Source organism: Natronobeatus ordinarius (genome assembly GCF_024362485.1).
Classification (GTDB): Archaea; Halobacteriota; Halobacteria; order Halobacteriales; family Natrialbaceae; genus Natronobeatus; species Natronobeatus ordinarius.
The window spans coordinates 844789-866961 of the sequence record NZ_CP101456.1 but is presented as its reverse complement, the minus strand read 5'-3'; the positions used below and the strand labels follow the sequence as shown (position 1 = coordinate 866961).

Genomic DNA, 22173 nt, shown 5'->3' with positions numbered 1-22173 from the left:
ACGACGAAGTTCCGGTAGCATGGAGTTTCAGTTGACCGACGAACAGCAGGCGATCGCCGCGGAGGTTCGCCGGTTCGCGGAGAACGAGGTTCGGCCCGTTGCGACCGAGCACGACGTCGACGAGCGGTACCCGTTTGCGGTGATGGACGCGGCAGCCGACATGGGTTTGACCGGTGCGAACGTTCCCCTCGAGTACGGCGGGCCGGGCTACTCGGCGCTCGAGGTCGCACTCATCGTCGAAGAGCTGTTCGCGGTCGACCCGGGGATCGGCCTCTGTATCACGAGCGCCGCGTTCGGCTCGGAGGCGATCCTCGAGTTCGGCACGGAGACCCAGAAAGAACGCTACCTCGAGCCCATCACCCGCGGTGACGCCGTCATGGGGTCGGCGATCAGCGAGCCCGATACGGGCTCCGACGTCGCCTCCGCCTCCACGACCGCTGAGAAAGACGGCGACGAGTGGGTGATTAACGGGTCGAAGATGTGGATCACGAACGGCTCGGTCGGCGACTTCTTCGTCGTGCTCTGTCGAACGGACCCCGACGCGAACGGCCGGTACGACGGCTTTTCACAGCTCGTCGTCGAGTCCGACCGTGACGGATTTTCGGCGGAGAAGATCACCGGCAAGCTCGGCATCCGCGCTTCGGACACGGCTGAACTCATCTTCGACGACGTCCGCGTCCCCGAGGAGAACCTCGTGGGCACCCGCGGGGAGGGCTTTTACCAGCAGATGCGGTTTTTCGACGAGACGCGAACGATGGCCGCCGCCCAGGGCGTCGGCATCGCGAAAGGGGCCGCCGAGGCCGCTCTCGAGTACGCGCGCGAGCGCGAGCAGTTCGGTCGGCCGATCGCGGAGTTCCAGGCCATCCAGCACAAGCTCGCCGAGATGCACACCCGGACGGAAGCCGCCCGGCTACTGACGTACAAGTCGGCCTGGAGCGTCGAAAACGAAGCCGAACAGCTCACCGGGCTCGCATCCATGGCGAAGGCGTTCGCCTCACAGGTCGCCGTCGACGTCGCCAGCGAGGCGATCCAGGTCCACGGCGGCGCCGGCTACGTCAACGACTTCCCCGTCGAACGGCTCTACCGCGACGCCAAGATTACCCAGATCTACGAGGGCACCTCGGAGATTCAGTACAGTGTTATCGCGCGCGAGCTGCTCGGCTAATCTCGATCCACCAATGACACACCCTACCGACCCGACCAGTCTCCCGTACGAAACGATTCCCGAACTCATCAGCCACGCCGTCGACCGCTGGGCCGACGATCCGTTCGTTCACTACGACGAGGAGACCTGCACGTACGGCGAGCTCGACGACCGATCAGACCGGATCGCGGGGGCGCTCGCGACGGCCGGCGTCGAGCCCGGCGATCCGGTCTGTACGTTCCTGTACAACTCCACAGCGTACCTGGCGACCTGGTTCGCGCTCGCGAAACTCGGCGCCGTAATGGTCCCGCTGAACGTCGAACTCAAAGGTGACGGGCTCACGTACATCCTCGAGGACTCCGGGGCCGACGTACTCGTCCTCGAATCAGACACGCGCGACCAGTACGAAGCCGTCAGCGACTCCCTCGAGGGAATCTCGACCGAGTACCTCCTCGAGGGAGACGACGATCGGTATCGACCGTTCGCGGAACTCGAGGAGGGAGATCCCGCAGCCGTTCCGGCGGTCGACGTCGGTCTCGGGGACACGATGAGCGTCATCTACACGAGCGGGACGACGGGGTTACCCAAGGGCGTCGAACTCCCGCACTTCTCGTATCTGAACACTGGCCTCGAGTTCGTCACCCACCTCGGGCTGACGAAGTCGGATACGACGTTCACGACGCTGCCGCTGTTTCACTGCAATCCGCAGCAGCTGACTGTGATGGGGGCGCTACACACCGGCGGCGACTTCGCGATGGAACGGTGGTTCAGCGCGTCGAACTACTGGGAGCAGCTCCGGGCGGCCGACGCGACCTACTTCGTCGCCATCGGTACCATGCTCCGGGCGCTCGAGAGCCAGCCACGCTCGCCCGACGACGATGAGCACCCCGCGGAGTACGGGATCGCCGCACCCGTCCCCGAAGACCTCTACGAGACGTTCGCCGACCGTTTCGGCGTCCAGCTGTTCGAGGCGTACGGGCTCACCGAGACGGCCGCGATCGCGGCGATGAACGACCGGGACGACCCTCGCCGCGGCAGTTTCGGACGGCCGGTCAGACACGCAGAACTGGCCATCGTCGACGGCCACGACCGGCCGCTCGGGCCGAACGAGGTCGGCGAAATCGTCGTCAGACCGACCGAGCCGTACACGATGATGACCGGCTACTACGGAAAGCCGGCGGCGACGGTCGAGGCGTGGCGGAACCTCTGGTTTCACACCGGCGACGTCGGCTACCGCGACGAAGACGGCTACTACTACTTCCTCGAGCGCAAGACGTACACGATCCGGCGTCGGGGCGAGAACATCTCGGCGACGGAAGTCGAGACGGTTCTCGAGACCTGTCCGGACGTCGTCGAGTGTGCGATCGTCGGGGTCCCCGGCGAGCTCGGCGAAGAAGACGTCAAAGCCTACGTAAAGCGCAGCCCCAACAGCGACCTGACCCACGCCGACGTCGTCGAGTGGTGTGGAGATCGGCTAGCGTCGTTCAAGATCCCACGCTATGTCGAGTTCGTCGAGACGTTCCCGAAAACGGCGACCGAACGCATCGAGAAGTACCGGCTCAAAGAACGGGGGATCGGCGACGCCTGGGATCGGGAAGAAAAGCAGTAACGGCTATTCGCCGAGGTAGGCGTCCCGGACGTAGTCGTCGTCGCGCAGCGTCGATGGGTCGCCCTCGAACTCGATGCGTCCGTTCTCGAGGAGGTAGATCCGGTCGGCGTGGTTCATCGCGAACGTGACGTTCTGTTCACAGAGCACGACCGTTACGCCCTGTGCACTGATCTCCTCGAGTGCCTCGCTTATGTCCTCGAGGATGACCGGTGCGAGTCCGATCGTCGGCTCGTCGAGCAACAGGACCTCGGGGTCGCTCATCAGCGACCGTCCGATCGCGAGCATCTGCTGTTCGCCGCCACTCATCGTCGCCGCCTCCTGGTCTTCGCGCTCTTCGAGTCGCGGGAAGAGGTCGTAGACGTACTCGAGGCGCTCGTCGACGTTCTCGCCGCGGCGGTACGAGCCGATTCGAAGGTTCTCCCGGACGGTCATGTGACCGAACAGGTCTCGTTTTTCGGTGCAGTAGACGAGCCCAGCCTCGACCAGTGTCGCCGGCGACCGTCCGCCGAGTTCCGCACCCAGGTAGGTGATCTCGCCCTCGTAGTCGAGGAAGCCGGCGACGGTGTCGGCGAACGTCGATTTTCCGGCCCCGTTGGGGCCGATGATCGAGACGACCTCACCCCGGTCGACCGAAAGCGAAATCCCTCGGAGGGCGATGATCTTGTCGTAGGAGACGTGGAGGTCCGAGACATTGAGAACGGGCTCCCCAGCAGCGAGGTCATCGCGTCCACGACCGACATCGTCGCTCATAGATCACCCCCCAGGTACGCTTCCTGCACGATCGGATCGGCTCGAATCTCCGCCGGCGATCCCTCGGCGATCTTCTTGCCGAACTGGATGGCGATGACGCGATCGACGAGGGTCAACAGTCCGCGCATATTGTGGTCGATGACGATAATCGTGATTCCCTCCTGCCGAAGCTGTTCGAACAGCGTGGAGAACTCTTCGACCTCGCTCATCGAGAGCCCGGCGAACGGTTCGTCGACGAGGAGGACGTCGGGATCGGTCGCGAGCGCTCGAGCGAGCTCGAGTCGAAGCATCCCGGCGTGTGGCAGTTCTTCCGGATTGGTGTGCAGGCGATCCCCGAGACCCACGCGTTCACAGAGTTCGATGGCGCGGTCGCCGGTCCGTTCCTGCAGGGTCGACCAGGAGAACAGTCGATCGGGGAGCAGTGGGACCTGGACGTTTTCGACGACCGTTCGGTCCTGAAACGGCTTGAACGACTGGAACGTCCGGGCGAGCCCACGTTTGACCATCTCGTGCGTCGGCAGCCCCGTGACGTCGTCGCCGTCGTACCAGACGGTGCCGTCCGTCGGCGGGAACGTGCCCATGACGGCGTTGAACGTCGTGGACTTGCCCGCGCCGTTAGGGCCGATGAACCCCAGGATCTCGCCTTCTTCGACCGCGAACGAGAGGTCGTCGACGGCAGTGAGTCCGCCGAACTCCTTGACCAGGCCCGAGAGGACCAGGATTCCGTCGTCCGGGCCGTACGACGAGTCGGTGAGCGCCGACGATCGAACCGTCATCGGGACTCACCCCCGTGGTCTGCAAACGCGTCGTCGGTGCTACCGCCCCGCGACTCGTCGGTGCCGCCGTCGGTCACCGCTCGATCGGCCCGGCGCCGATCGAGCGCGCGTCTCCCGGCGTCGATCGAGGCAGGAAGCAGCCCGCGCGGCATATAGAAGATCATCGCGAGGGCGATGGTCCCGAAGATCGCGAAGGACATCGCCGAAATCTCGACGCCGAGCAATGGCAGTGCGAACGAGATGCCATCGAGGAAATCCTGGAGGACGACGAGCAGAATGCCGCCGATCGCCGCGCCGACGATGGTTCCCATCCCACCGAGAATCGTGGCGATCACGACCTCGATGCTGACGTGGATATCGAGTAACACGCCCGGCGTGGTCGAACCGACGCTCGAGTGAACGAAGACGGCGCCACCGAAGCCACCGACGGCCGCGCTGAGCGCGAACGCGAAGATCTTGAATTTGGTCGTGTTCAGGCCGGCAGCGGCGACTGCCTCTTCGTCCTCACGGATCGCGGTAAACACCTTCCCGGTGTCAGAGCGGGTGATCACCCAGAGGACCGCGAGGACGGCGAGGAAGACGACGAGCGCGAAGTAATAGTTAGCAGTGAGCTCGACGACGTAGTCGTCGAACCGGAGGAGTTGTTGGGGGCTTCGGAGCCCGAGTTCGCCGCCGAACGTGTCACTGTACATCGTGAAGATCTGGAGGAGGATCAACGGTGCGACGAGCGTGACGAGTCCGAGGTACGGACCGCTGAGTCGAAGGGCGGGAACCCCGATCAGCAACCCGACGAGGACGCTGAGCACGACGCCGACAGTGATGCTCAGCGCCGGCGTGATGCCGAACTCGAGGTTGAGCAACGTCGAGGTGTAGCCACCGATGGCGAAAAACAACGCGTGGCCGAAGCTGATCTGACCGGTGTATCCCGACAGGACGTCCCAGCTCATCGCGAAGATCCCGAAGAAGAACGCGACAGTGAGCGTCCGAATCCAGATCAACGGGATCGGCGTGTTGGCGACGACCAGCGGGAACGCCGCGAGGGCGCCGATTCCGAGCACGCCGAGCTTGTACCGGAGTGCTGTCGATGCCGCGAACCGTTCTCCGAGGGTAGTGAGTCTACTCATGGTATTACTCCGTGTGGGGCCGTCCGAAGAGGCCCTCGGGTTTGACGATCAGAACGACGACGAGCACGACCAGCGGGATGACCTGGGTCAGCGAGTGGGAGACGAGCGAGGCGGTCAACACCTCGAGCGTGCCGATCAGGTAGGCACCGACGACGCTCCCGCGGATCGAGCCAATGCCACCGAGGACGACGATCGTGAACGCCAGGATGAGTGGGTTGAGCCCCATGCCGGGGTAGACCCCGTACTTCGATCCCAGGAACAGGCCCGCGATCGCGGCGAGCATGCCCGAGATGATCCACGTGTAGAGGTTGATCCGGGTCGTATTGATGCCCACCAGTGCGGCACCTTTGGTGCTCATGCTAGTTGCGACGATCGCCTGGCCCGTCGTGGTCCGGTTGATGAAGAGAAAGATCCCGATGATGACGAGCCAGGAGAGGACGAACACGGCGATGTCGTTTTGCTGAACGGTCTGTCCGAGCACCGACAGCTGCCCCTCCCACAGCAGCGGGATTGCGCGTTCGCGTGAGCCCGCGGCGACGGCGAACAGTTCCTCGACGACGAGCGCGATCAACAGGGTGAGGATCATCACCACGATCGGCTCGTCCTGGATGTGGCGGATGAACCAGTTGTAGAGTACGCCGCTGACCACGGCGCCGACGATGAGTGCCGGGACGATCGCTCCGACGATGCCGACGTCGACGAATCCGCGCGTGAACGCGTAGACGACGTACGCGCCGATCGTGATCACTGCACCGTAGGTCAGGTTGAGAACGCCTCCGACGCCGAAGATCAGCGTGAAACCGATCGCGATGAGTGCGTAGAGCGCACTGATCGTTATCGAGTTTATGACTATATTGATCACTGAAACCATTGTGTGTAGCGGAGTTACTGACCCTGGTAGGAGGACGTGGCCAGTTCCTCGGGGAAGATGGGAATCTGTTCGCCGTCCTGCCACTGCGCGTAGAGGCCGTAGACGTTGTCCGGGCCGTACACCGTGTCGTGGGCGTTGGGTTCGCTCGCATCTGCGTACTCGATGTTTCCGACAGTGCCGGTGTAGCGCTGGTCTTCGAGGGCCGCGACGACCTCGTCGGCGTCGGTTGACCCGACCTCCTGGACCGCCGTGGCGTAGCTGTAGACGGCATCGTAGGTGGTGTACGCGGAGAAGACGGGCTCCTGGCCGAACTCCTCGACGTAGGCCGATCCGAACGCCTCGGTCTTCTCCGTGACGGGCGTCGTCGGCGTCGCGAAGTTCTGCGTGAAGGCACCCTCTGGCGCCCCGTCTAAGTCCTCGTACATATTGGGGTACTGTAACGGAATGTGAATGCCACCGAACCCGAACGAACGGTTCTGCTGTGCCCACTGCAACACCGCCGGGACACCCGTGTGTGCCATGCAGATGTACGCCCCGTCGGCGCCTTCGCTCTCGATCTCGTCGTAGATCGGGTCGAAGTTGTCCGTTCCGGCAGCGTAGCGTTCGTCCATCACGACCTCGACGTCGGCGTCCTCGAGTCGCTCGTTGAGCCGCTCGGCGACGGGGATCGTCCACTCGTAGTCCTCGATGAGGACGGCGATGCTGTCCCATCCCATCTGCTCGAAGTTGCCGTCCGCGAAGTCGGCCATGCTCTCGCCGAGGTAGTGGCTGTTGAACAGCCCCGTCCGGAAGTGGTACTTGTACCGGTCGTATTCATCGTGGACGAGTTCGCTCGCCGCGGGGGTGTTAGCACCGGTCGTGAAGTGTGGCGTCCGTGAGTCGGCGATGCCGTCCATGACCGCCATCAGGACCTCACTGGTGAAGATTCCGGTCGTCATGTCGACGGGATCTTCGCCTCTGGTGAGTTGTTCGTGTACGCGCTGCCCGGTCGAAGGCTGTCCGTTGGTGCTCTCGACTACCAGGTCGATCTCCTCTGTGATGAGATCGTCACTTTCTGAGAGTTCGTCGACCGCGAGTTGGGCCCCGTTTCGCATCGACAGCGAGACGGGATTTTCGTCCGGTGGCGAGGGTAGCAAGACGCCGACGGAAATACCGTCGCGTTCCTCCTGCTCACCCAGACAGCCGGCGAGTGCGAGCCCCCCTGCCACGGTCGATGCGCGCAAGAAGCTTCGCCTGTTCAGGGCCGCCGATCCCGATGCGTGGTCTCTGTTTACCATTGTATGTCGATCACTGCCGGTTGCCATAACAAAGTTAACTCAAAGCAATCGTGATAAATCATTCGTTTATTTTTATCCTTACATAAGTTTCAGTGGTAAAAGACCGAATAGCTCGTCGACAGCTTTCTGGGGCAGGGACGACCGACGCACCGGTGCAAAATCGGTGCCGTTTAAACGACCCACGTCCGTGTCGTAAACGCGTACGTGCGGCCGAATAGGGACCATCCGGGAGCTGATTTCGATCTCGAGACGTCCGCCCGAAGCGTACCGTGAGCAGAGAGTGCACTCGATAGTGGTTACCGAGGTGCGAACGGAACGAACCACCCGGACCGATAGATCTAACACTGTTAAACCTCGAGGGGAACGCAACGGTCACGATGGGCACATACCCAGAGTGGGTTCGTCGGCGCGTCCGACACAGACGGCGCGTGACGGAGAACGCACACTCGACCGAAACACACAGTACGTGCCCCCGTGGAGCGTTGACCTATGACAGACGGAACACCCCCAAACTGGTCGTTCAAACATCGAGATATCGTCATCTTACAGGAACTCGCTGCCGACCCGCAGGTCACCTCTAGAGAACTGGCCGATATTCTCGAGACGAAGTACGACATCGACGTCTCACACGTCACCGTCAGCGAGACGATCCGGAAGATGCGTGAAGCGAACGTGTTCAACGAGGCGATCATCCCCAACGAGTCCTACTACAACTTCGCGCTGTTCGAGTACAAGTTCAACACCGAGAACTTCGCCGACGGCTGGCGTGACGCGATGGAGTACATTCGCGACGACGAGCACACGCTCTTTTTCTCGATTACGAACGGAGAGTATCAGTGGACCTCGGTGATGATGTTCGGCTCCAACGAGGCCGAGGCCCGATGGATTCACGAACTCTACAAACGCCACGGCGCCGTCATCGAAAACGTTCGGAACTCTGCGATGCACAACGTGCTCAAATTCGGCGCCGATCCCGAACTGTTCAGGGCGCTCGAGCACTTCGAGTGACCGACGGTCGCCGTCGACTCGAGTCAGCACCCGGCCATCACTCGAGCAGACCAGGTTTACAGTGGAAAGAACTCACACAGTGAGTGTTTGCAACGCTGCTACGGTGTCAGCCACCAGCAGTGTTCGATGGCGCCTGGCGTGAAGAGCCCCGGCAAGTCGTCCCAGAATATCTGCTGTGACTGTTTTCCGATACAATCGCGAACCGTCTTGCGGCTGCCTCGGTACTGAGTCACAACAGTCGTAATCAATCGTAGAATCCGACGCCCGCGGCTGCGAAGTCACGAACGGTGTCTGCCGGTTCGTATCGGTCGTCGCCGGTTCGCTCGAGGCGTTCCTCGAGGACGTCGACGACCCGATCGAGTCCGATCTCGTCGCCGCGTCGGCAGGGACCGACAGGGAAGCCGCCGCCGATGCGCAGCCCCTCGTCGATCGTTTCGGCGTCCGCCACGTCACGGTCGATCAACGTTGCGGCCTCGTTGACCAGGACGGCCTCGAGTTCGATCGGATCGAAGCTGGCCGCGTCGTCCGGCGTGTACGTCGGCCCATCGCCGTCGTCGTATCGGTAGAAGCCGACGCCGCTTTTGCGGCCGAGTTCGCCGGCGTCGAGTTTCTCGGAGACGATCGAGGGAATCGAGTCGCCGGCTGTCGTCGACCGATGGTACACGACGTCCAGGCCGATGAGGTCGGTCAGCTCGAACGGACCCATGGGGTAGCCGCCGTCGTGGACCATCGCCGCGTCGATTCCCTCGATGGTGGCGCTGTCGGTCGAGACACGCGTGGCCGCTTCGTGCATGTACGGTCCGAGGACATTGTTAACGACGAATCCTGGGACGTCCGTCTCGACGAGAATCGGCGTCTTCTCGAGCGATCGGACGAACGCCGTCGCGGTGTCGACGACGGCGGGCGCGGATCGGTCTCCGGCGACCACTTCGACCAGGTCCATTTTGAGGGGTGGATTGAAAAAGTGGAGGCCAACGACGCGATCAGGGCGCTCGACCGCCGCGGCGATGTCCGTGATTCGAAGCGTCGAGGTGTTCGACGCCAGGATCGCGTCGGCTGGCGCAGCAGCCTCGAGTTCGGAAAATACCGTCCGTTTTATCTCGAGGTCCTCCGGTGCGGCCTCGATGACGAGATCTGTCCGTGCACACGACGCGTCCAGCTCGACGGTGGTGTCGATCCGGTCGATCACGGTGTCGACCGGCTCGGCTCCATCGAGCCGCGAGAGCGTGTCCTCGATCGCTCGATAGCCCGTCTCGAGAATCTCGTGGTCGATGTCTCGCATCGTGACCTCGTATCCCGCGAGTGCGACGGCTCCGGCGATACCCCGCCCCATCGTTCCTGCGCCGAGGACGGTGACGGCTCCGATCTGCTCGTCTGTCATACTCGACCGTCACCTGAGTCGTTATTAAATGTCTCGGTTATTGCTACCATAGTTTTGTAAATAGTCTATAGGCCTTCCACCAACAAGTATTTCTAAGTCTAAGTTAACATTGTTTCTCATGGCCGGGATACGAGGGTACGGCTCATACGTGCCGCTGTACCGAATCACACACGAGGCGCTCGCGACACAGCACGGTCGGCGAGGGCGTGAACGAGAGGTCGCCGTACCGTCGCACGACGAAGACGTCGTGACGATGGCGGTCGCCGCGCTGAAAGAAGCCCTGACCGTCGCGCGGGACGACGTCGACCTCGACGCCGTGTACGTGGCGACGACGTCGGATCCGTTCGACGAACGCGGAATCGCCCCGCACGTCGCCCACGCAGTCGGGGCCGACGGTGACGTCCGCGTCGCCGACTTCCAGGGCACCCCACGCGCGGTGACGACGGCGCTCACGGCGGCTCGTGACGCGATTGAGGCCGGATCGGCCGAAACCGTCGCCGTCGTGGCGACCGACGTGCTTTCGGCGCCGGCCGGCAGCGATGCGGAGCTCACCGCCGGAGCGGGCGCCGGGGCACTGGTGCTCGGATCGGACGGAGACGTCGGAACGTTCACCGCTGGCGTCTCGAACACGACCGGATTTGTCGGTCGGTTCGCACACCGTGAGACGGGGCCCGTCACAGGCGACACACAGTTTCACCGGGACGAGGGCTTTGTCGACGCCGTCACCGACACGCTGGTGACGCTCGCGTCCCGCTGTCCCAGGGAGTTCTCCCCGGAACGGTACGCGATGACGACGCCCGACCCCCGGTGGGTTTCGAGCGCGGTCGAAGCCATCTCGATCGACTGTACGCACGATACCACGTTCGACGCCGTCGGGTATGCAGGAGCTGGCAGTCTGCTCCTCGACGCCGCACTGGCACTCGAGCGTGCCACCGAAGGTCAGCAGCTGTTTCTCCTCTCGTACGGACCGGGAGGCTGTGACGCACTCTCGGTGGAGACCGGCCCCGGCGTCGAGCGAACGCCGGAGACGACGACGAGCACGTACCTCGAGAGTAAGTCGTACGTCTCGTACGCCGCACATCGACGGTATCGAGCGCGAGCGAGGGGGACCTGCTGATGTTCCGACCACGACACTGGCGAGAGCGGACGCGAACCGAACGACTCCTCGCCAGGGAGTGTAACGCCTGCGGATACGTCTCGTTCCCCGAACGGCCTGAGGGGTGCGTTCGCTGCGGAGCACTCGAGCCCGGATGGGAGCCCACCGAACTCTGTGAGCGCGGGATCGTCAGGTCCTACGTCGTCCAGCACCGCTTACCAGCGGCGTTCGAAACACCCCTGCCGGTTGCGATCGTCGATATGCCACAGCAAGGAGACGGGGAGCCAGCACGCGTGTACGGGCTCTTCACGGAGACCGACCCAGCGGAAATCGAGATCGGAATGGAAGCCGACGCCGACTTTCGGCGGCTGTTCGAGATCGAAGGGCTGCCGATGTACGCGTTCGTGTTCAAACAGCCGCGGGGTGACCGATGAGAGACGTCGCCGTCGTCGGTGCTGGGATGATCCCCTTCGGCGACCACTTCGACCAGTCGACGGATCAGCTCATCGAACGTGCATACCGTGGCGCACTGAACTCTGTCGACGCCGGCGTCTCCCCCTCGAAGATCGAGGCCGCTTGGTACGGAACGGCCGACATCGCCGGGGACGCTGCGAGCGGGCTCGGCCTCTCGTGTGCAACCGGCCTGTTCGATATCCCCGTCACACGGGTCGAAAACGCCTGTGCAACCGGGAGCGACGCGTTTCGCAACGCAGTTCAGGCCGTCCGTTCCGGAACGGTCGACCTCGCACTGGTCGTCGGCGCCGAGAAGATGCGCGACGACGAGCGTGGGCTGATGGATCTCAGCCTGGTCGAGCAGCCGTGGCGCGGCCGAGGCGTGACGATGCCGGCGTTCTTTGGCCTCCGAGCGAGTCGACACATGCACGAGTACGGCACCACTCGTGAGCAAATCGCCGCCATCAGCGTCAAGAACCACGAGAACGGCTCGAAGTACCCGTACGCACACTACCAGTTCCGATGCTCGGTGGAGGACGTCCTGACGAGTCCGACCGTGACGGATCCACTCACGCTGTACGACTGCTGTCCGGTGACAGACGGTGCAGCCGCAGTGCTCGTCGCGAGTGAGGAAGTGGCCTACACGTATACCGACGCACCCGTCTGGGTCGCTGGAAGTGGGCTCGCCACGAACAGCCTGTTTCGCGGTGACGACGAGGCGCTCGCACGGTTCCCGGCCACGCGCGCCGCCGCCGAGCAGGCGTACCAACAGGCCGGCATCACCGCCGACGATGTCGACGTCGCCGAGGTTCACGACTGCTTTACCATCACCGAGCTCATCACCTACGAGGACCTCGGATTCGCCGACCCCGGCCGCGGTGGCGAACTGATCGAGAACGGGGTCACGACACTCGACGGCGATATACCGGTCAACCCCAGCGGCGGGCTGCTCTCGAAAGGACACCCGATCGGCGCGACTGGCGTCGCACAGATCGTCGAACTGTACGAACAGCTCCGCGACGAAGCCGGGGCGGTACAGGTCGATTCGCGCCCGAGGTACGGCCTCCAGCACAACATCGGCATCGGCCGAAACGCAACTGGGAGCGTCGCCTGCGTCAACCTACTGGCCAGAGATCGCTGAAACGCGCACGACCCTGTCTCTGTCTACGCGGGTCAGAGCGCTATAGTAGCCACTGAAAGTCATTGCACACCTGCTCGCGATCAAGCGGCCAGAACTGGCAGCGTAAGCCAGTTCTGGCCGCTCCACTGCGAGCAGTGTGTAAACCGTTTCAGTTGTTACTATACCAGACGCAACCGTCACCACGCGACGGTACCCATCGCCACGACGCTCCGGAACGATTAACACGAGACGTCCATCTCTCTCACCCATGGTACGACAGAACGTGTCGGGACGCCGACTGGGGGAAATTGATGGCTGAGTTCCCCGTCGATCAGGATATCTACGAACGACTCGAGGCGGCCGTCGACGAGCTCTCGGCCGACCTCGTGGCGTTCGCGGCCGATCTGGTCCGGGTTCGAAGCGTTCCCGGTCAGGAAGGGCCGGCCCAGGCCATCGTGCGGGAGAAACTCGAGTCGCTCGACCTCGACGTCGAGGACGTGAACGCCGCCGACGTGGACGGCCTCGAGGACCACCCCGAGTACGTCGAACCCGAGAGCCCGTACGACGACCGGCCGAACCTCGTGGCGACCCGCGAGGGCGCGGACGACGGGCCATCGCTGCTGTTCAACGGCCACGTCGACGTCGTCCCCGAGGGCGACCGCGAGGCGTGGTCGTTCGACCCCTTCGCCGGAACGGTCGAGGACGGCCGGCTGCTCGGCCGCGGCGCGTCGGACATGAAAGGCGGCGTCGCCGCGATGATCTTCGCGCTCGAGGCGCTCGAGCGGGCGGGGATTACCCTCGCCGGCGACCTCACGCTCAGTTCGGTGATCGAGGAGGAGTCTGGCGGCGCCGGGGGAACGCTCGCGACCGTCCTCGCGGGCGTCGACGCCGACGCCGTCGTCATCCCGGAGCCCACGGACTTCGACCAGTGGATCGCCAACGATGGCGTCTCTTACTTCCGGGTGACCGTCCAGGGGGAAGGGGCCCACGCGGCCGAGACCGACAACGGCGTCAACGCCATGTCGAAACTGCTGCCGATCTACCAGGCACTCGAGGAGCTCCACGACCACCGGAAGACGACGGTTCACGACGAGCTCTTCGAGGGATGGCACGAGCACACCGTCTCGCTCAACCTCGGGACGGTGCGCGCCGGCGGGTGGGTTTCGAGCGTCCCCGACGAGGCCGTTCTCGAGGCCCGAATCTCTCACGCCCCCGATGAGACCCGCGAGGAGATCCACGAGCTCGTCGCGGAGACGGTCCGCGAGGCCGCCGCAGGCGACCCCTGGCTCGAGGCACACCCACCCGACCTCGAGTGGTTCGGCTGGCGGGGCAGCTCGGCGAAGATCGACCCCGACGAGCCGATCGTCCGCACGGTCCAATCCGTCACCGAGGCGGTGCTCGGCCAGGAGAGTCACCCCAAGGGCTTTCCGGGCGGGATCGACAGCCGATTCTTCGTCAATGACGCCGACACGCCGGCGACCTGTTTCGGCCCCGGCGCGTACAACATCCACGGCACCGACGAGTACCTCCCGGTCGAGGAACTCGAGGCACTCACCCTCGCGCTCGCGGCGACCGCGATGGCCTGGTGTGGCTACGAACTCGGCGACGCGTAGTCGTACTCGTTCGTCGGGCACCAACCGCTGGATACAACTGCACCCGCTTCACAAGAGATTCCATGACACACGACGCGCGACGAGAACGAACCCCGACGCCGGGGGCCGACCTTGGGGGACTGTTCCCCCGCGTCTTCCCGAAGGAGTACGTCACCATCGTCCGCGGGGAGGGCCACACCGTCTGGGACGCCGACGGCAACGCCTACTTCGACGCCGTCTCCGGCAACCAGAACGTCACCGTCGGCCACGGCCTCTCCGAGGTCGCCGACGCCGCAGCCGAACAGATCGAGCGCCTCGAGTACACCTCGAGCATGCTCTTCGCGAACGAGCCAGCCCAGGCCTATACGGAGAAGATCGCCGAGTTCACTCCCGACGGCTTCGAGAAGGCGTGGCTCGTCTCGAGCGGCTCGGAGGCGAACGAGAGCGCCGTGAAGCTCGCCCGCCAGTACCACTACGAGCGAGGCAACGAGGGCAAGTACAAGGTGATCTCCCGGCGCCAGAGCTATCACGGCAACACGGGGATCGCGATGGCGCTCTCGGGCTTTCCCGCCCGGAAGACGAAGATGGGGCCGCTGTACGCGAACTTCCCGAAGGTGCCCCACGGCTCGCCGTATCGCTGTCCGTACTGTGACGGCGACGGCGGCGAGGCCTGCGGGGTGCGCTGTGCGGACGAACTCGAGCGCGTCATCCAGCAGGAAGGACCGGACACCGTCGCCGCGTTCATCGCCGAGCCGGTGACGGGTGCCGCGAACGCCGCCGCCAGCCCCCACGACGGCTACTTCGAGCGCGTGCGGGAGATCTGCACCGAGTACGACGTGCTGTTCATCGTCGACGAGGTCATGTCGGGGTTCGGCCGCACCGGCGAGAACTTCGCCATCGAACACTGGGACGTCACGCCCGACATCATTACTGGTGCGAAGGGAATGAGCGGCGGCTACACCCCGATGGGCGGGACGATGCCCCACGACCGGATCGTCGACGTCTTCGAGGACCTCGAGGACGGCTTCCAGCACGGCCACACCTACTGTTTCAACCCGACTTCGGCCGCCATCGGCCTCGCCGTCCTCGAGTACGTGGCCGACCACGACCTCGTCGCGAACGCCCGGACCGTCGGAGCGTACCTGGGCGAACGGCTCGAGGAGTGTTACGAGTACGAGTTCGTCGGCGACGTCCGCGGAAAGGGGCTCATGTGGGGCCTCGAGTTCGTCGCCGACCGCGAAACCAAGGAACCGTTCGACCCCGACGTCGGCCTCGGCGAGCTGTTGTTCGAGACGGGCCTCGACCACGGGCTCATCACCTACCCCGGCGGCACCCACGTCGACGGCGAGCGCGGCGACCACACCCTGCTCACGCCACCGCTCACGATCGACGAGGGCGACGCCGACGACCTGCTCGAGCGGTTGCACGCGACGCTCGAGGCCGTCGAACGGGAGCTGTGAGAGCCGACCCTCGATCCCAGCTGCTCGCTCGATTCAGCCCAGGAGATTGTTGAGCGACATCACGACGAAGAAGCCGAGCACGAGTTCGTTGACGAGCCACGAGTTCGCGTTCATCCAGTCGCGAGCCGTCGGGAGGAAGGTTTCTGCGCGCTCGCCGAAGGCAGCCAGGACGAGCGAAGGGAGGGCCAGCGCCAGGAGTGTGAGGGCGACGAACGGAACGGCGTGGGTCAACGGCGCGTCGTGCGCCGCGAGGTAGGAGCCGACGGCGACCGACGTGAGGAGATCGGTCGGGAAGAAGCCAATGAGGAGAAAGCCGAGCCGGAACGAAAACCGTGGCGTCGCGGTCTCGAGTTTCCCCATCCATCGCGGCGGTTCCGCCTCCGCCCTCGTGCGGTACGTGTGCACCATCGCGAGCAAGAGGAGAACGACGACGACCGCGCTCAGCGCCTCGTTCGGCGCCCCCTGCCCGGTGGCACCGACGCCGAACACGTACGCGAGTGTGACGACCAGTGGGACCGAGAGTGCCGCACCGCCGACGAACGCGGCGGAGTTCCGTCGCCAGTTCTCGCTCGTCGCGAGAAAGACGGCGCTGAGGATCTGGGGGCCCGCGATCATCACGAACACCAGTGGTAACAGCTCGAGGAACCTCACGGGTCGACCACCCTGTCGCCGGTTTCCGGCCGCTGTGCCGGAGAACTTCCGGAAGGTGTCGAATCCACCGCGCGATCACTGAAACATCGATGGGAGCCGTCGCCGCCGCTCGTAACGATCGTACCGGTCGTCATCGTCTCGAGATCCGCCTCGACCGCCACTAGTTGGTCACGCCCCATGCTAAAGCTTGACCGAGTAACCTGCTCTTTCTTCGACTGGTATTCGCCTGCATAGTACGTACTCACCGACGGTGTACGTGCAACGTGATCTCGGAACTCGATTCCCCCGTAGCGAGAGCGCAGGACGCCTCGAGGAGTCGACCGGCCACCCGACGACGGTGCGCTTAAGCCGCGCCGTCGAAAGGGTGGCGGTATGAGTGATGTCACAGTAGACGGCCAGCGATTGCGGGATCGGTTCGACGCGTTTAACGAGATCGGCGCCACCGAGGCGGGCGGGGTCAACCGGCCGTCGCTGTCGGACGCCAACCGAGAAGCTCGAGACCAGCTCGTCGAGTGGTTCGAGGAGGCGGGACTCGAGGTGCGAATCGACGAGGTGGGCAACGTCTTCGGTCGCCGGGAGGGGCGTGACCCCGACGCCGACGTCGTCCTGCTCGGCTCGCACGTCGACAGTCAGTACAACGGCGGGCGCTACGACGGCGTCGTGGGCGTTCTCGGCGCACTCGAGGTCGTCGAGGCGTTTTCCGACGCGGGCGTCGAGACCGACCGCCCACTCGAGGTGGTCTCCTGGAGCAACGAGGAGGGCGTTCGGTTCCAGCCGGACATGCTCGGCAGCGGCGTCTACGCCGGCGTCTTCGATCCGGAGTTCGCCTATGGGCTCGAGGACAAAGCGGGGAAGACGTTCGGCGAGGAACTCGAGCGCATCGGCTACCGGGGCGAGGCTCCCGCCGAGCCCGACGACCTGCACCGTTACCTCGAGCTCCACGTCGAGCAGGGGCCGGTCCTCGAAGAGCGGGGGCTCGACGTCGGCGTCGTCGAGGGCGTCTACGGCTTCGCCTGGCTCGAGGCCACCTTCGAGGGGCAGGCAGATCACGCAGGACCGACGCCGATGCACGCCCGGCAAGACGCCTTCGTCGGCGCGGCCGAGGTCGCGAAGGCGGTCCGCGAGCTGACGGCCACGGGCGGAACCGACCTGGTCGGGACCGTCGGCAGCGTCGACGTCTGGCCCAACTCGATCAACGTGATTCCCGAACGCGTCACGTTCACGGTCGACGTCCGATCCTACGACAACGAGACGATCGACGCCGCCGTCGACCGCGTCCGCCGGGAGGTCGAACACGCCGCCGAACGGGAGGGACTCGAGTACGAACTCGAGGAACTGATGCGGATCGACGCGGCGCCGTTCGACGACGGCTGCATCGAGACGGTGGCGGCGGCGGCCGAGGAGGTCGGCTGTTCGTACACGCACCTGGTCAGCGGCGCGGGCCACGACGCGAGCTACCTGAATCAGCTCGCGCCGACGGGGATGCTCTTCGTCCCGAGCGTCGACGGCGTCAGTCACCGCGAGAGCGAGTACACCGAGTGGGACGACGTCGTCGCGGGCACCGAGGTGCTGTGCCGAGCCGTCGAACGGATGGCGACTCGAGCCTGAAGACGGGCGGCGCGACAGCACTTTCCTCGAACGCACTCAGCTTCGCTCTTGCCCGACGAGGGGTGATCGCTCACCGAACGAATGAGTCCACGACGAGTTGTTCATCATAAACCATTAAGTTTATGTCAATCCTCCCCGTTCGTCGGCGTACCGACATGGCACCCACCGTCACCCTCGGCGTGATCGGCTCCGACGCCCACGTCGTCGGCATCACGATCCTCGAGCACGCGCTCGAGGCCGCCGGCTTCGACGTCGTCAGTCTCGGCGTGCAGACCTCCCAGGCAGCGTTCGTCGACGCAACGGCGGCACACGACGCCGACGCCATCCTCGTCTCCTCGCTGTACGGCCACGCCGAGCAGGACTGCCAGGGCTTTCACGAGCGCGTCGAGGCCGCCGGACTCGACGTCGTCACCTACATCGGCGGCAACCTCGCGGTCGGCCAGGACGACTTCGACGAGACCCGCACGACGTTCGAGGCACTGGGATTCGACCGCGTCTTCGACTCCCAGACCGACCCCGAGGAGGCCATCGCCGCCCTGCGAGACGATCTCGAGCTCCGCTCGAGCGAGGCCGAGTTCGAACCCGAACGCGTCCGGGCGGCGAACGGCTAACGTCGTCTGACCCGCTGGCGACCGTGAGATCAGATCCGACGGACTCACTGGCGACGTCGCGCTGCTCGTTCTCGCACCCCGGACGGGTGTCAGCGCTCGAGGGAATTTTCCTCGAGCGCGTCGGTCTCGTCGAGGTCCGAAAAAACTCGGCGAACCGCGTGACGATCGTCTCCTCAGCGCGGTGGAGCGTTTCGCTACAGGTCGACTTGGCGATCCCGAGGTGGCCGGCGAGATCGGTCAACGTGGTTCCGACTGAAGCGAGTGACACACAGAGAGCAGGTGTCCATCGGTTCAACGACCACGAGTTCTCGGCCGGCGAGAAACGGTTGAACTGGCGGACGATCAGTGCCGCCGTCGGAGTGACGAACGAGCAGTACCGCCCGATCACGCGTCACGCCCGTCGCTGGCGGCCGGTGTGTGACCGGGGTTCCGCCGGCGTCGTTACCGGACTCGAACGAGCCGATCGTTCCAGCACTCCTCACACGTCGTGCGCTGGGGACCGTACGTACAGCCACAGTTCGGACACCGAAAGACCGGCCGGCTGGATTCGTTTCGGAGCAGTTTCTGTATACATCTCTCGAGTACTTTCACGGCGATCAGTAGCGTGCCAGCTACGAGAGAGAGGATCGAGCGAACGGGCATAAGCTTCCCGGCGACGTCAGTTCGTTCGGCCTCGAGCGAGTCGGCTGTGGCGGGATGCCAGTCCCGTGAACGGAACTGCCGGGTTGCAGAACCGAGGCTTCCGAGAACGAAATTGTCTTTTTCGTGAACGGGCAAGGACTGGTGATGCCAGCAACCGGCGATTCCGCACCCGACTTCACTGCACCGCTCGCGAACGGCGACCTCGAGTCGATCACGCTCTCAGAGCGCCTCGAGGAGGCCCCGATCGTCCTCGCTTTCTTCCCCGGGGCGTTCACGGGCGTCTGCACGACCGAGATGTGTACGTTCCAGGATCGGCTCTCGGCGTTCGAAGACCTCGACGCGACCGTCTACGGCGTCAGCGTCGACTCGCCGTTCTCGCTCAACGAGTTCCGCGCGCAGAACGACCTCTCCTTTAGCTTCGTCAGCGACTTCGAGAAGGAGCTCATCGACGAGTACGACGTCCGGATGGACTTCGAGGATCTGGGCGTCTACGGCGTCGCCAAGCGCTCGGTGTTCGTCGTCGACGCCGAGGGCGAGATCACCTACGCGTGGGTAAGCGACGACCCTGGCGTCGAACCCGACTACGACGAGGTCGAGGACGCGGTCGCTGACGCCGCCTGATCGGCGTCCCGAATCCAGCGGAGCGTTTTTTTGCCCTGCAATCGACGTTCGCGTATGGCCGATTCTGAGACCCCTGACTCTACCCGCGTCTACTCCCCGGAGGACGATCATCACTTCCCGGACGAGAAGCTGAACCGGGTCCTCGCGTTCGTCGACGCCGACGAGGAGATCACAGCCCTGCTCGAGGCCCAGAACGTCAACGCCGTCGACCGCAAGGGATACAACGATCACGGGCCGAAACACATCGAGATCGTCCGCAACCGGGCGCTCTGTCTGTACGACCTGCTCAAAGCCGGTGACGTCGACTTCAACGGCGCTCGCGAGCAGGGACTGGCCGAGGAGGACGAGTCGGTGATCATCGCGCTCGCGGCGATCTTACACGACGTCGGCCACCTCGTCCATCGCGACAGCCACGCCTACTACTCGATCCCGATCGCTTCGGACGTCCTCGATCGCATCCTGCCCGAGTTCTACGGCGTCGCCGACGCCGTCCGCGTGAAAGGCGAGGTGCTCCACGCGATCCTCTGTCATCACACCGCCGAGACGCCGTTAACGACCGAAGCCGGCGTCATCCGCGTCGCCGACGCCCTCGACATGGAACGCGGGCGCTCGCGCATCCCCTACGAACAGGGCGGGCGGGGCATCAACACCCTCTCGAGTCAGGCGATCAACCGCGTCTCCCTGCACGAGGGCGAGAGCCGCCCCGTGATGGTCGAGATCGAGATGACCAATGCCGCGGGCGTCTACCAGGTCGACAACCTGCTGAAAGCCAAACTCGAGGGCTCGGGACTCGAGGACCTGATCCGAATCGTCGCGGTCAACATCAACGAGGACCGCGAGCAACTGGTCGAGCGGATCGAACTCTAACGCCGTCTGTGGTGTTGCCTCGAGTTGGAGCACTCCGTTGGGATAGCGAAGCGCTCGGACCATGCGGTATCGACGGCTGCTTGCAATCGCCTCACACACGCTTTAGTCGGACGCCGTGTCTCTTCTACCCATGCTCGTCCACCTCCAGCAGTACAAACACGAAGAGGTACAGTTCGACGACAACCGGACGACTGGCGAGTCACAAACCGAGGATTCGGTCGACAAAGATTCCGAGGAGTACTTCGGCGAAAACGTCGATCGGTTCGACGTCGTTACGTGGGAGACCGTCGAACACGACGGCGACCCGATCCAGCGTCGCGACGTCACGATCGAGGGCGTCACCACGGTGTCCGTCCCACAACAGCCGACCGACGAAGACGATCCCGACCTCCCCGGGCAGACGATCCAGTTTCACATGGATGGTGGGGTCGAATACGTCGAGCAGGCGGAGATCGTCGAAGTTCAGGACGAAGACCCCCAGGAGCCATAGTCCGATCCGGCTGCCCCGTCGCGTCTCGGTTCCCGTCCCCACCGTCAGCTGTCGAGCGACTCGAGGAACGCCGCCACCGCCTCGTTGAACGCCGCGGGTCGTTCGAGCATGGCGAGGTGGGCGGCGTCGTCGATCGTCTCGACCCGGCCATCGGCGACGTTCTCCGCGATGTGCTCGTGGTACCACGGCGGCGTCAGCCGATCGTGCTCGCCCGTCACGGCGAGGACGGGGACGTCGATCTCCCCGAGTCGGTCGCGGACGTCGAACTGGTGGCAGGTGAGAAAGTCCCGGCGGGTGACCGTGCGGCCGGTTTCGCGCATCACGTTTCTCGAGGCCTCGACCAGCCGCGGATCGGGGTCGTGAAAGAACAGGTCCTCGCCGTGGAGGAAGTCGATCACCCGCTCGAAGTCGGACTCGAGCCACTCGAGCAGGTCCTCGAGGACGCCCAGCCGTGCGCCGGTGCCCGCGAGGACGGCTGCGTCCGGGGTGAACTCGCGCTCGAGCAGGACGTGCATGACGACGGCGCCGCCGAGGGAGTTGCCAACGAGGACGCGGGCGTCGGTCGCCTCGGCGACGGCGACAACGTCGTCGGCGTAGGCGGCGAGCGTCGTGAACCCGGGGCTGGCGTCGACGTCCGCGGACGCGCCGTGGCCGCTCAGGTCGAGGACGACGACGGGCCACCGGTCGGCCAGCCGCCGCTGGGACTTCCAGACGGCGTGTGAGCCCCCACTGCCGTGGACGAACAGGATCGGCGGCCCGTCGCCGTCGCGATCGGAGTAACTGTACGCCGTCTCCCTCCCCAGGTGCTCGGCGGTCTGCATGACGCCGTAGACGGTAGTGGCGACCATAAAGCCCCGAGTACACCGACGACAGCGGTGTGACCGACCGGTGGCTCGCTCGAGCGCGACAGGCGTGGCGGAGAACGACTCTCGAGGGATCGGTCTCGGTTACGTCTTCGCTGAGTGCCGTGGGCTACGGCCTTGCGTCTGGAACGGTGCACCCAGTGCGAGGAACCGAAATAG

At 64.5% G+C, this 22173-nt stretch carries 21 protein-coding genes and 1 pseudogene; 13 read left to right on the top strand and 9 right to left on the bottom strand.

Annotated elements, in window-relative coordinates; genetic code table 11:
* Window positions 1-19 precede the first annotated feature (19 nt).
* Both NMQ09_RS04435 and NMQ09_RS04430 read left to right on the top strand, forming a co-directional pair.
* Window positions 20-1165: an acyl-CoA dehydrogenase family protein gene (locus tag NMQ09_RS04435; RefSeq protein WP_255193234.1), complete on the top strand. Its 1146-nt coding sequence runs from the start codon at window positions 20-22 to the stop codon at window positions 1163-1165.
* Between the two features lie 13 nt (window positions 1166-1178).
* Window positions 1179-2753 carry an AMP-binding protein gene (locus NMQ09_RS04430; protein WP_255193233.1) on the top strand — a complete coding sequence of 525 codons (1575 nt, stop codon included), beginning with the start codon at window positions 1179-1181 and terminating at the stop codon, window positions 2751-2753.
* 3 nt (window positions 2754-2756) lie between these two features.
* Here the strand turns inward: NMQ09_RS04430 and NMQ09_RS04425 are convergent, their stop codons facing one another.
* Genes NMQ09_RS04425 through NMQ09_RS04405 form a run of 5 tightly spaced genes read right to left on the bottom strand, consistent with a single transcriptional unit; the run spans window position 2757 to window position 7551 of the window.
* Entirely contained in the window at window positions 2757-3503 is a 747-nt protein-coding gene (locus tag NMQ09_RS04425; RefSeq protein ID WP_255193232.1) for an ABC transporter ATP-binding protein, read from the bottom strand.
* A complete protein-coding gene (locus NMQ09_RS04420) occupies window positions 3500-4279 on the bottom strand; it encodes an ABC transporter ATP-binding protein (protein WP_255193231.1) in 780 nt (259 codons plus the stop codon). The genes NMQ09_RS04425 and NMQ09_RS04420 overlap by 4 nt, the downstream gene beginning before the upstream one ends.
* A complete protein-coding gene (locus NMQ09_RS04415; protein ID WP_255193230.1) occupies window positions 4276-5403 on the bottom strand; it encodes a branched-chain amino acid ABC transporter permease in 1128 nt (375 codons plus the stop codon). The genes NMQ09_RS04420 and NMQ09_RS04415 overlap by 4 nt, the downstream gene beginning before the upstream one ends.
* A gap of 4 nt (window positions 5404-5407) precedes the next feature.
* Window positions 5408-6274 (bottom strand): branched-chain amino acid ABC transporter permease, encoded by an 867-nt coding sequence (locus NMQ09_RS04410; RefSeq protein WP_345781279.1) that lies wholly within the window; start codon window positions 6272-6274, stop codon window positions 5408-5410.
* A gap of 14 nt (window positions 6275-6288) precedes the next feature.
* Window positions 6289-7551 (bottom strand): ABC transporter substrate-binding protein, encoded by a 1263-nt coding sequence (locus NMQ09_RS04405; RefSeq protein WP_255193228.1) that lies wholly within the window; start codon window positions 7549-7551, stop codon window positions 6289-6291.
* Window positions 7552-8040: 489 nt separating this feature from the next.
* Between NMQ09_RS04405 and NMQ09_RS04400 the strand changes: the two genes are divergently transcribed.
* Complete coding sequence (locus NMQ09_RS04400; protein WP_255193227.1) at window positions 8041-8559, top strand: helix-turn-helix domain-containing protein; 519 nt, start codon at window positions 8041-8043, stop codon at window positions 8557-8559.
* Window positions 8560-8803: 244 nt separating this feature from the next.
* Here NMQ09_RS04400 and NMQ09_RS04395 read toward each other — a convergent pair whose 3' ends face one another.
* The gene (locus NMQ09_RS04395) at window positions 8804-9940 is read right to left on the bottom strand and encodes a 3-hydroxyacyl-CoA dehydrogenase (protein WP_255193226.1); all 1137 of its coding nucleotides are present in this window, start codon (window positions 9938-9940) and stop codon (window positions 8804-8806) included.
* Window positions 9941-10058: 118 nt separating this feature from the next.
* Here NMQ09_RS04395 and NMQ09_RS04390 point away from each other — a divergent pair, with 118 nt between their 5' ends.
* From NMQ09_RS04390 to NMQ09_RS04370, 5 genes are all read left to right on the top strand, one after another.
* The gene (locus NMQ09_RS04390; protein ID WP_255193225.1) at window positions 10059-11057 is read left to right on the top strand and encodes a hypothetical protein; all 999 of its coding nucleotides are present in this window, start codon (window positions 10059-10061) and stop codon (window positions 11055-11057) included.
* The gene (locus tag NMQ09_RS04385) at window positions 11057-11470 is read left to right on the top strand and encodes a Zn-ribbon domain-containing OB-fold protein (RefSeq protein ID WP_255193224.1); all 414 of its coding nucleotides are present in this window, start codon (window positions 11057-11059) and stop codon (window positions 11468-11470) included. Before NMQ09_RS04390 ends, NMQ09_RS04385 begins: the two co-directional genes overlap by 1 nt.
* Window positions 11467-12630: a thiolase C-terminal domain-containing protein gene (locus NMQ09_RS04380; protein ID WP_255193223.1), complete on the top strand. Its 1164-nt coding sequence runs from the start codon at window positions 11467-11469 to the stop codon at window positions 12628-12630. Before NMQ09_RS04385 ends, NMQ09_RS04380 begins: the two co-directional genes overlap by 4 nt.
* A 290-nt stretch (window positions 12631-12920) precedes the next feature.
* A complete protein-coding gene (locus NMQ09_RS04375; RefSeq protein ID WP_255193222.1) occupies window positions 12921-14222 on the top strand; it encodes an ArgE/DapE family deacylase in 1302 nt (433 codons plus the stop codon).
* 62 nt (window positions 14223-14284) lie between these two features.
* Entirely contained in the window at window positions 14285-15661 is a 1377-nt protein-coding gene (locus NMQ09_RS04370) for an aminotransferase family protein (protein WP_255193221.1), read from the top strand.
* Window positions 15662-15694: 33 nt separating this feature from the next.
* Here NMQ09_RS04370 and NMQ09_RS04365 read toward each other — a convergent pair whose 3' ends face one another.
* On the bottom strand, window positions 15695-16312 hold the full coding sequence (locus tag NMQ09_RS04365; RefSeq protein ID WP_255193220.1) for a GAP family protein: 618 nt from the start codon (window positions 16310-16312) through the stop codon (window positions 15695-15697).
* 372 nt (window positions 16313-16684) lie between these two features.
* On the opposite strand from NMQ09_RS04365, the gene NMQ09_RS04360 reads away from it, so the two are divergent.
* Both NMQ09_RS04360 and glmS read left to right on the top strand, forming a co-directional pair.
* Window positions 16685-17920 (top strand): Zn-dependent hydrolase, encoded by a 1236-nt coding sequence (locus NMQ09_RS04360; RefSeq protein WP_255193219.1) that lies wholly within the window; start codon window positions 16685-16687, stop codon window positions 17918-17920.
* A gap of 155 nt (window positions 17921-18075) precedes the next feature.
* Window positions 18076-18531 (top strand): methylaspartate mutase subunit S, encoded by a 456-nt coding sequence (gene glmS, locus NMQ09_RS04355; RefSeq protein ID WP_255193218.1) that lies wholly within the window; start codon window positions 18076-18078, stop codon window positions 18529-18531.
* An 89-nt stretch (window positions 18532-18620) separates the two neighbouring features.
* Here the strand turns inward: glmS and NMQ09_RS04350 are convergent.
* A pseudogene (locus NMQ09_RS04350) lies at window positions 18621-18775 on the bottom strand (helix-turn-helix domain-containing protein); the annotation flags it as partial.
* A 542-nt stretch (window positions 18776-19317) separates the two neighbouring features.
* Here NMQ09_RS04350 and NMQ09_RS04345 point away from each other — a divergent pair.
* From NMQ09_RS04345 to NMQ09_RS04335, 3 genes are all read left to right on the top strand, one after another.
* Window positions 19318-19794: a redoxin domain-containing protein gene (locus tag NMQ09_RS04345; RefSeq protein WP_255193217.1), complete on the top strand. Its 477-nt coding sequence runs from the start codon at window positions 19318-19320 to the stop codon at window positions 19792-19794.
* A gap of 54 nt (window positions 19795-19848) precedes the next feature.
* Complete coding sequence (locus tag NMQ09_RS04340) at window positions 19849-20661, top strand: HD domain-containing protein (RefSeq protein ID WP_255193216.1); 813 nt, start codon at window positions 19849-19851, stop codon at window positions 20659-20661.
* A 130-nt stretch (window positions 20662-20791) separates the two neighbouring features.
* Entirely contained in the window at window positions 20792-21151 is a 360-nt protein-coding gene (locus tag NMQ09_RS04335; RefSeq protein WP_255193215.1) for a hypothetical protein, read from the top strand.
* A 44-nt stretch (window positions 21152-21195) separates the two neighbouring features.
* Here NMQ09_RS04335 and NMQ09_RS04330 read toward each other — a convergent pair whose 3' ends face one another.
* Window positions 21196-21972 carry an alpha/beta fold hydrolase gene (locus NMQ09_RS04330; protein WP_255194553.1) on the bottom strand — a complete coding sequence of 259 codons (777 nt, stop codon included), beginning with the start codon at window positions 21970-21972 and terminating at the stop codon, window positions 21196-21198.
* Window positions 21973-22173: the final 201 nt, after the last annotated feature.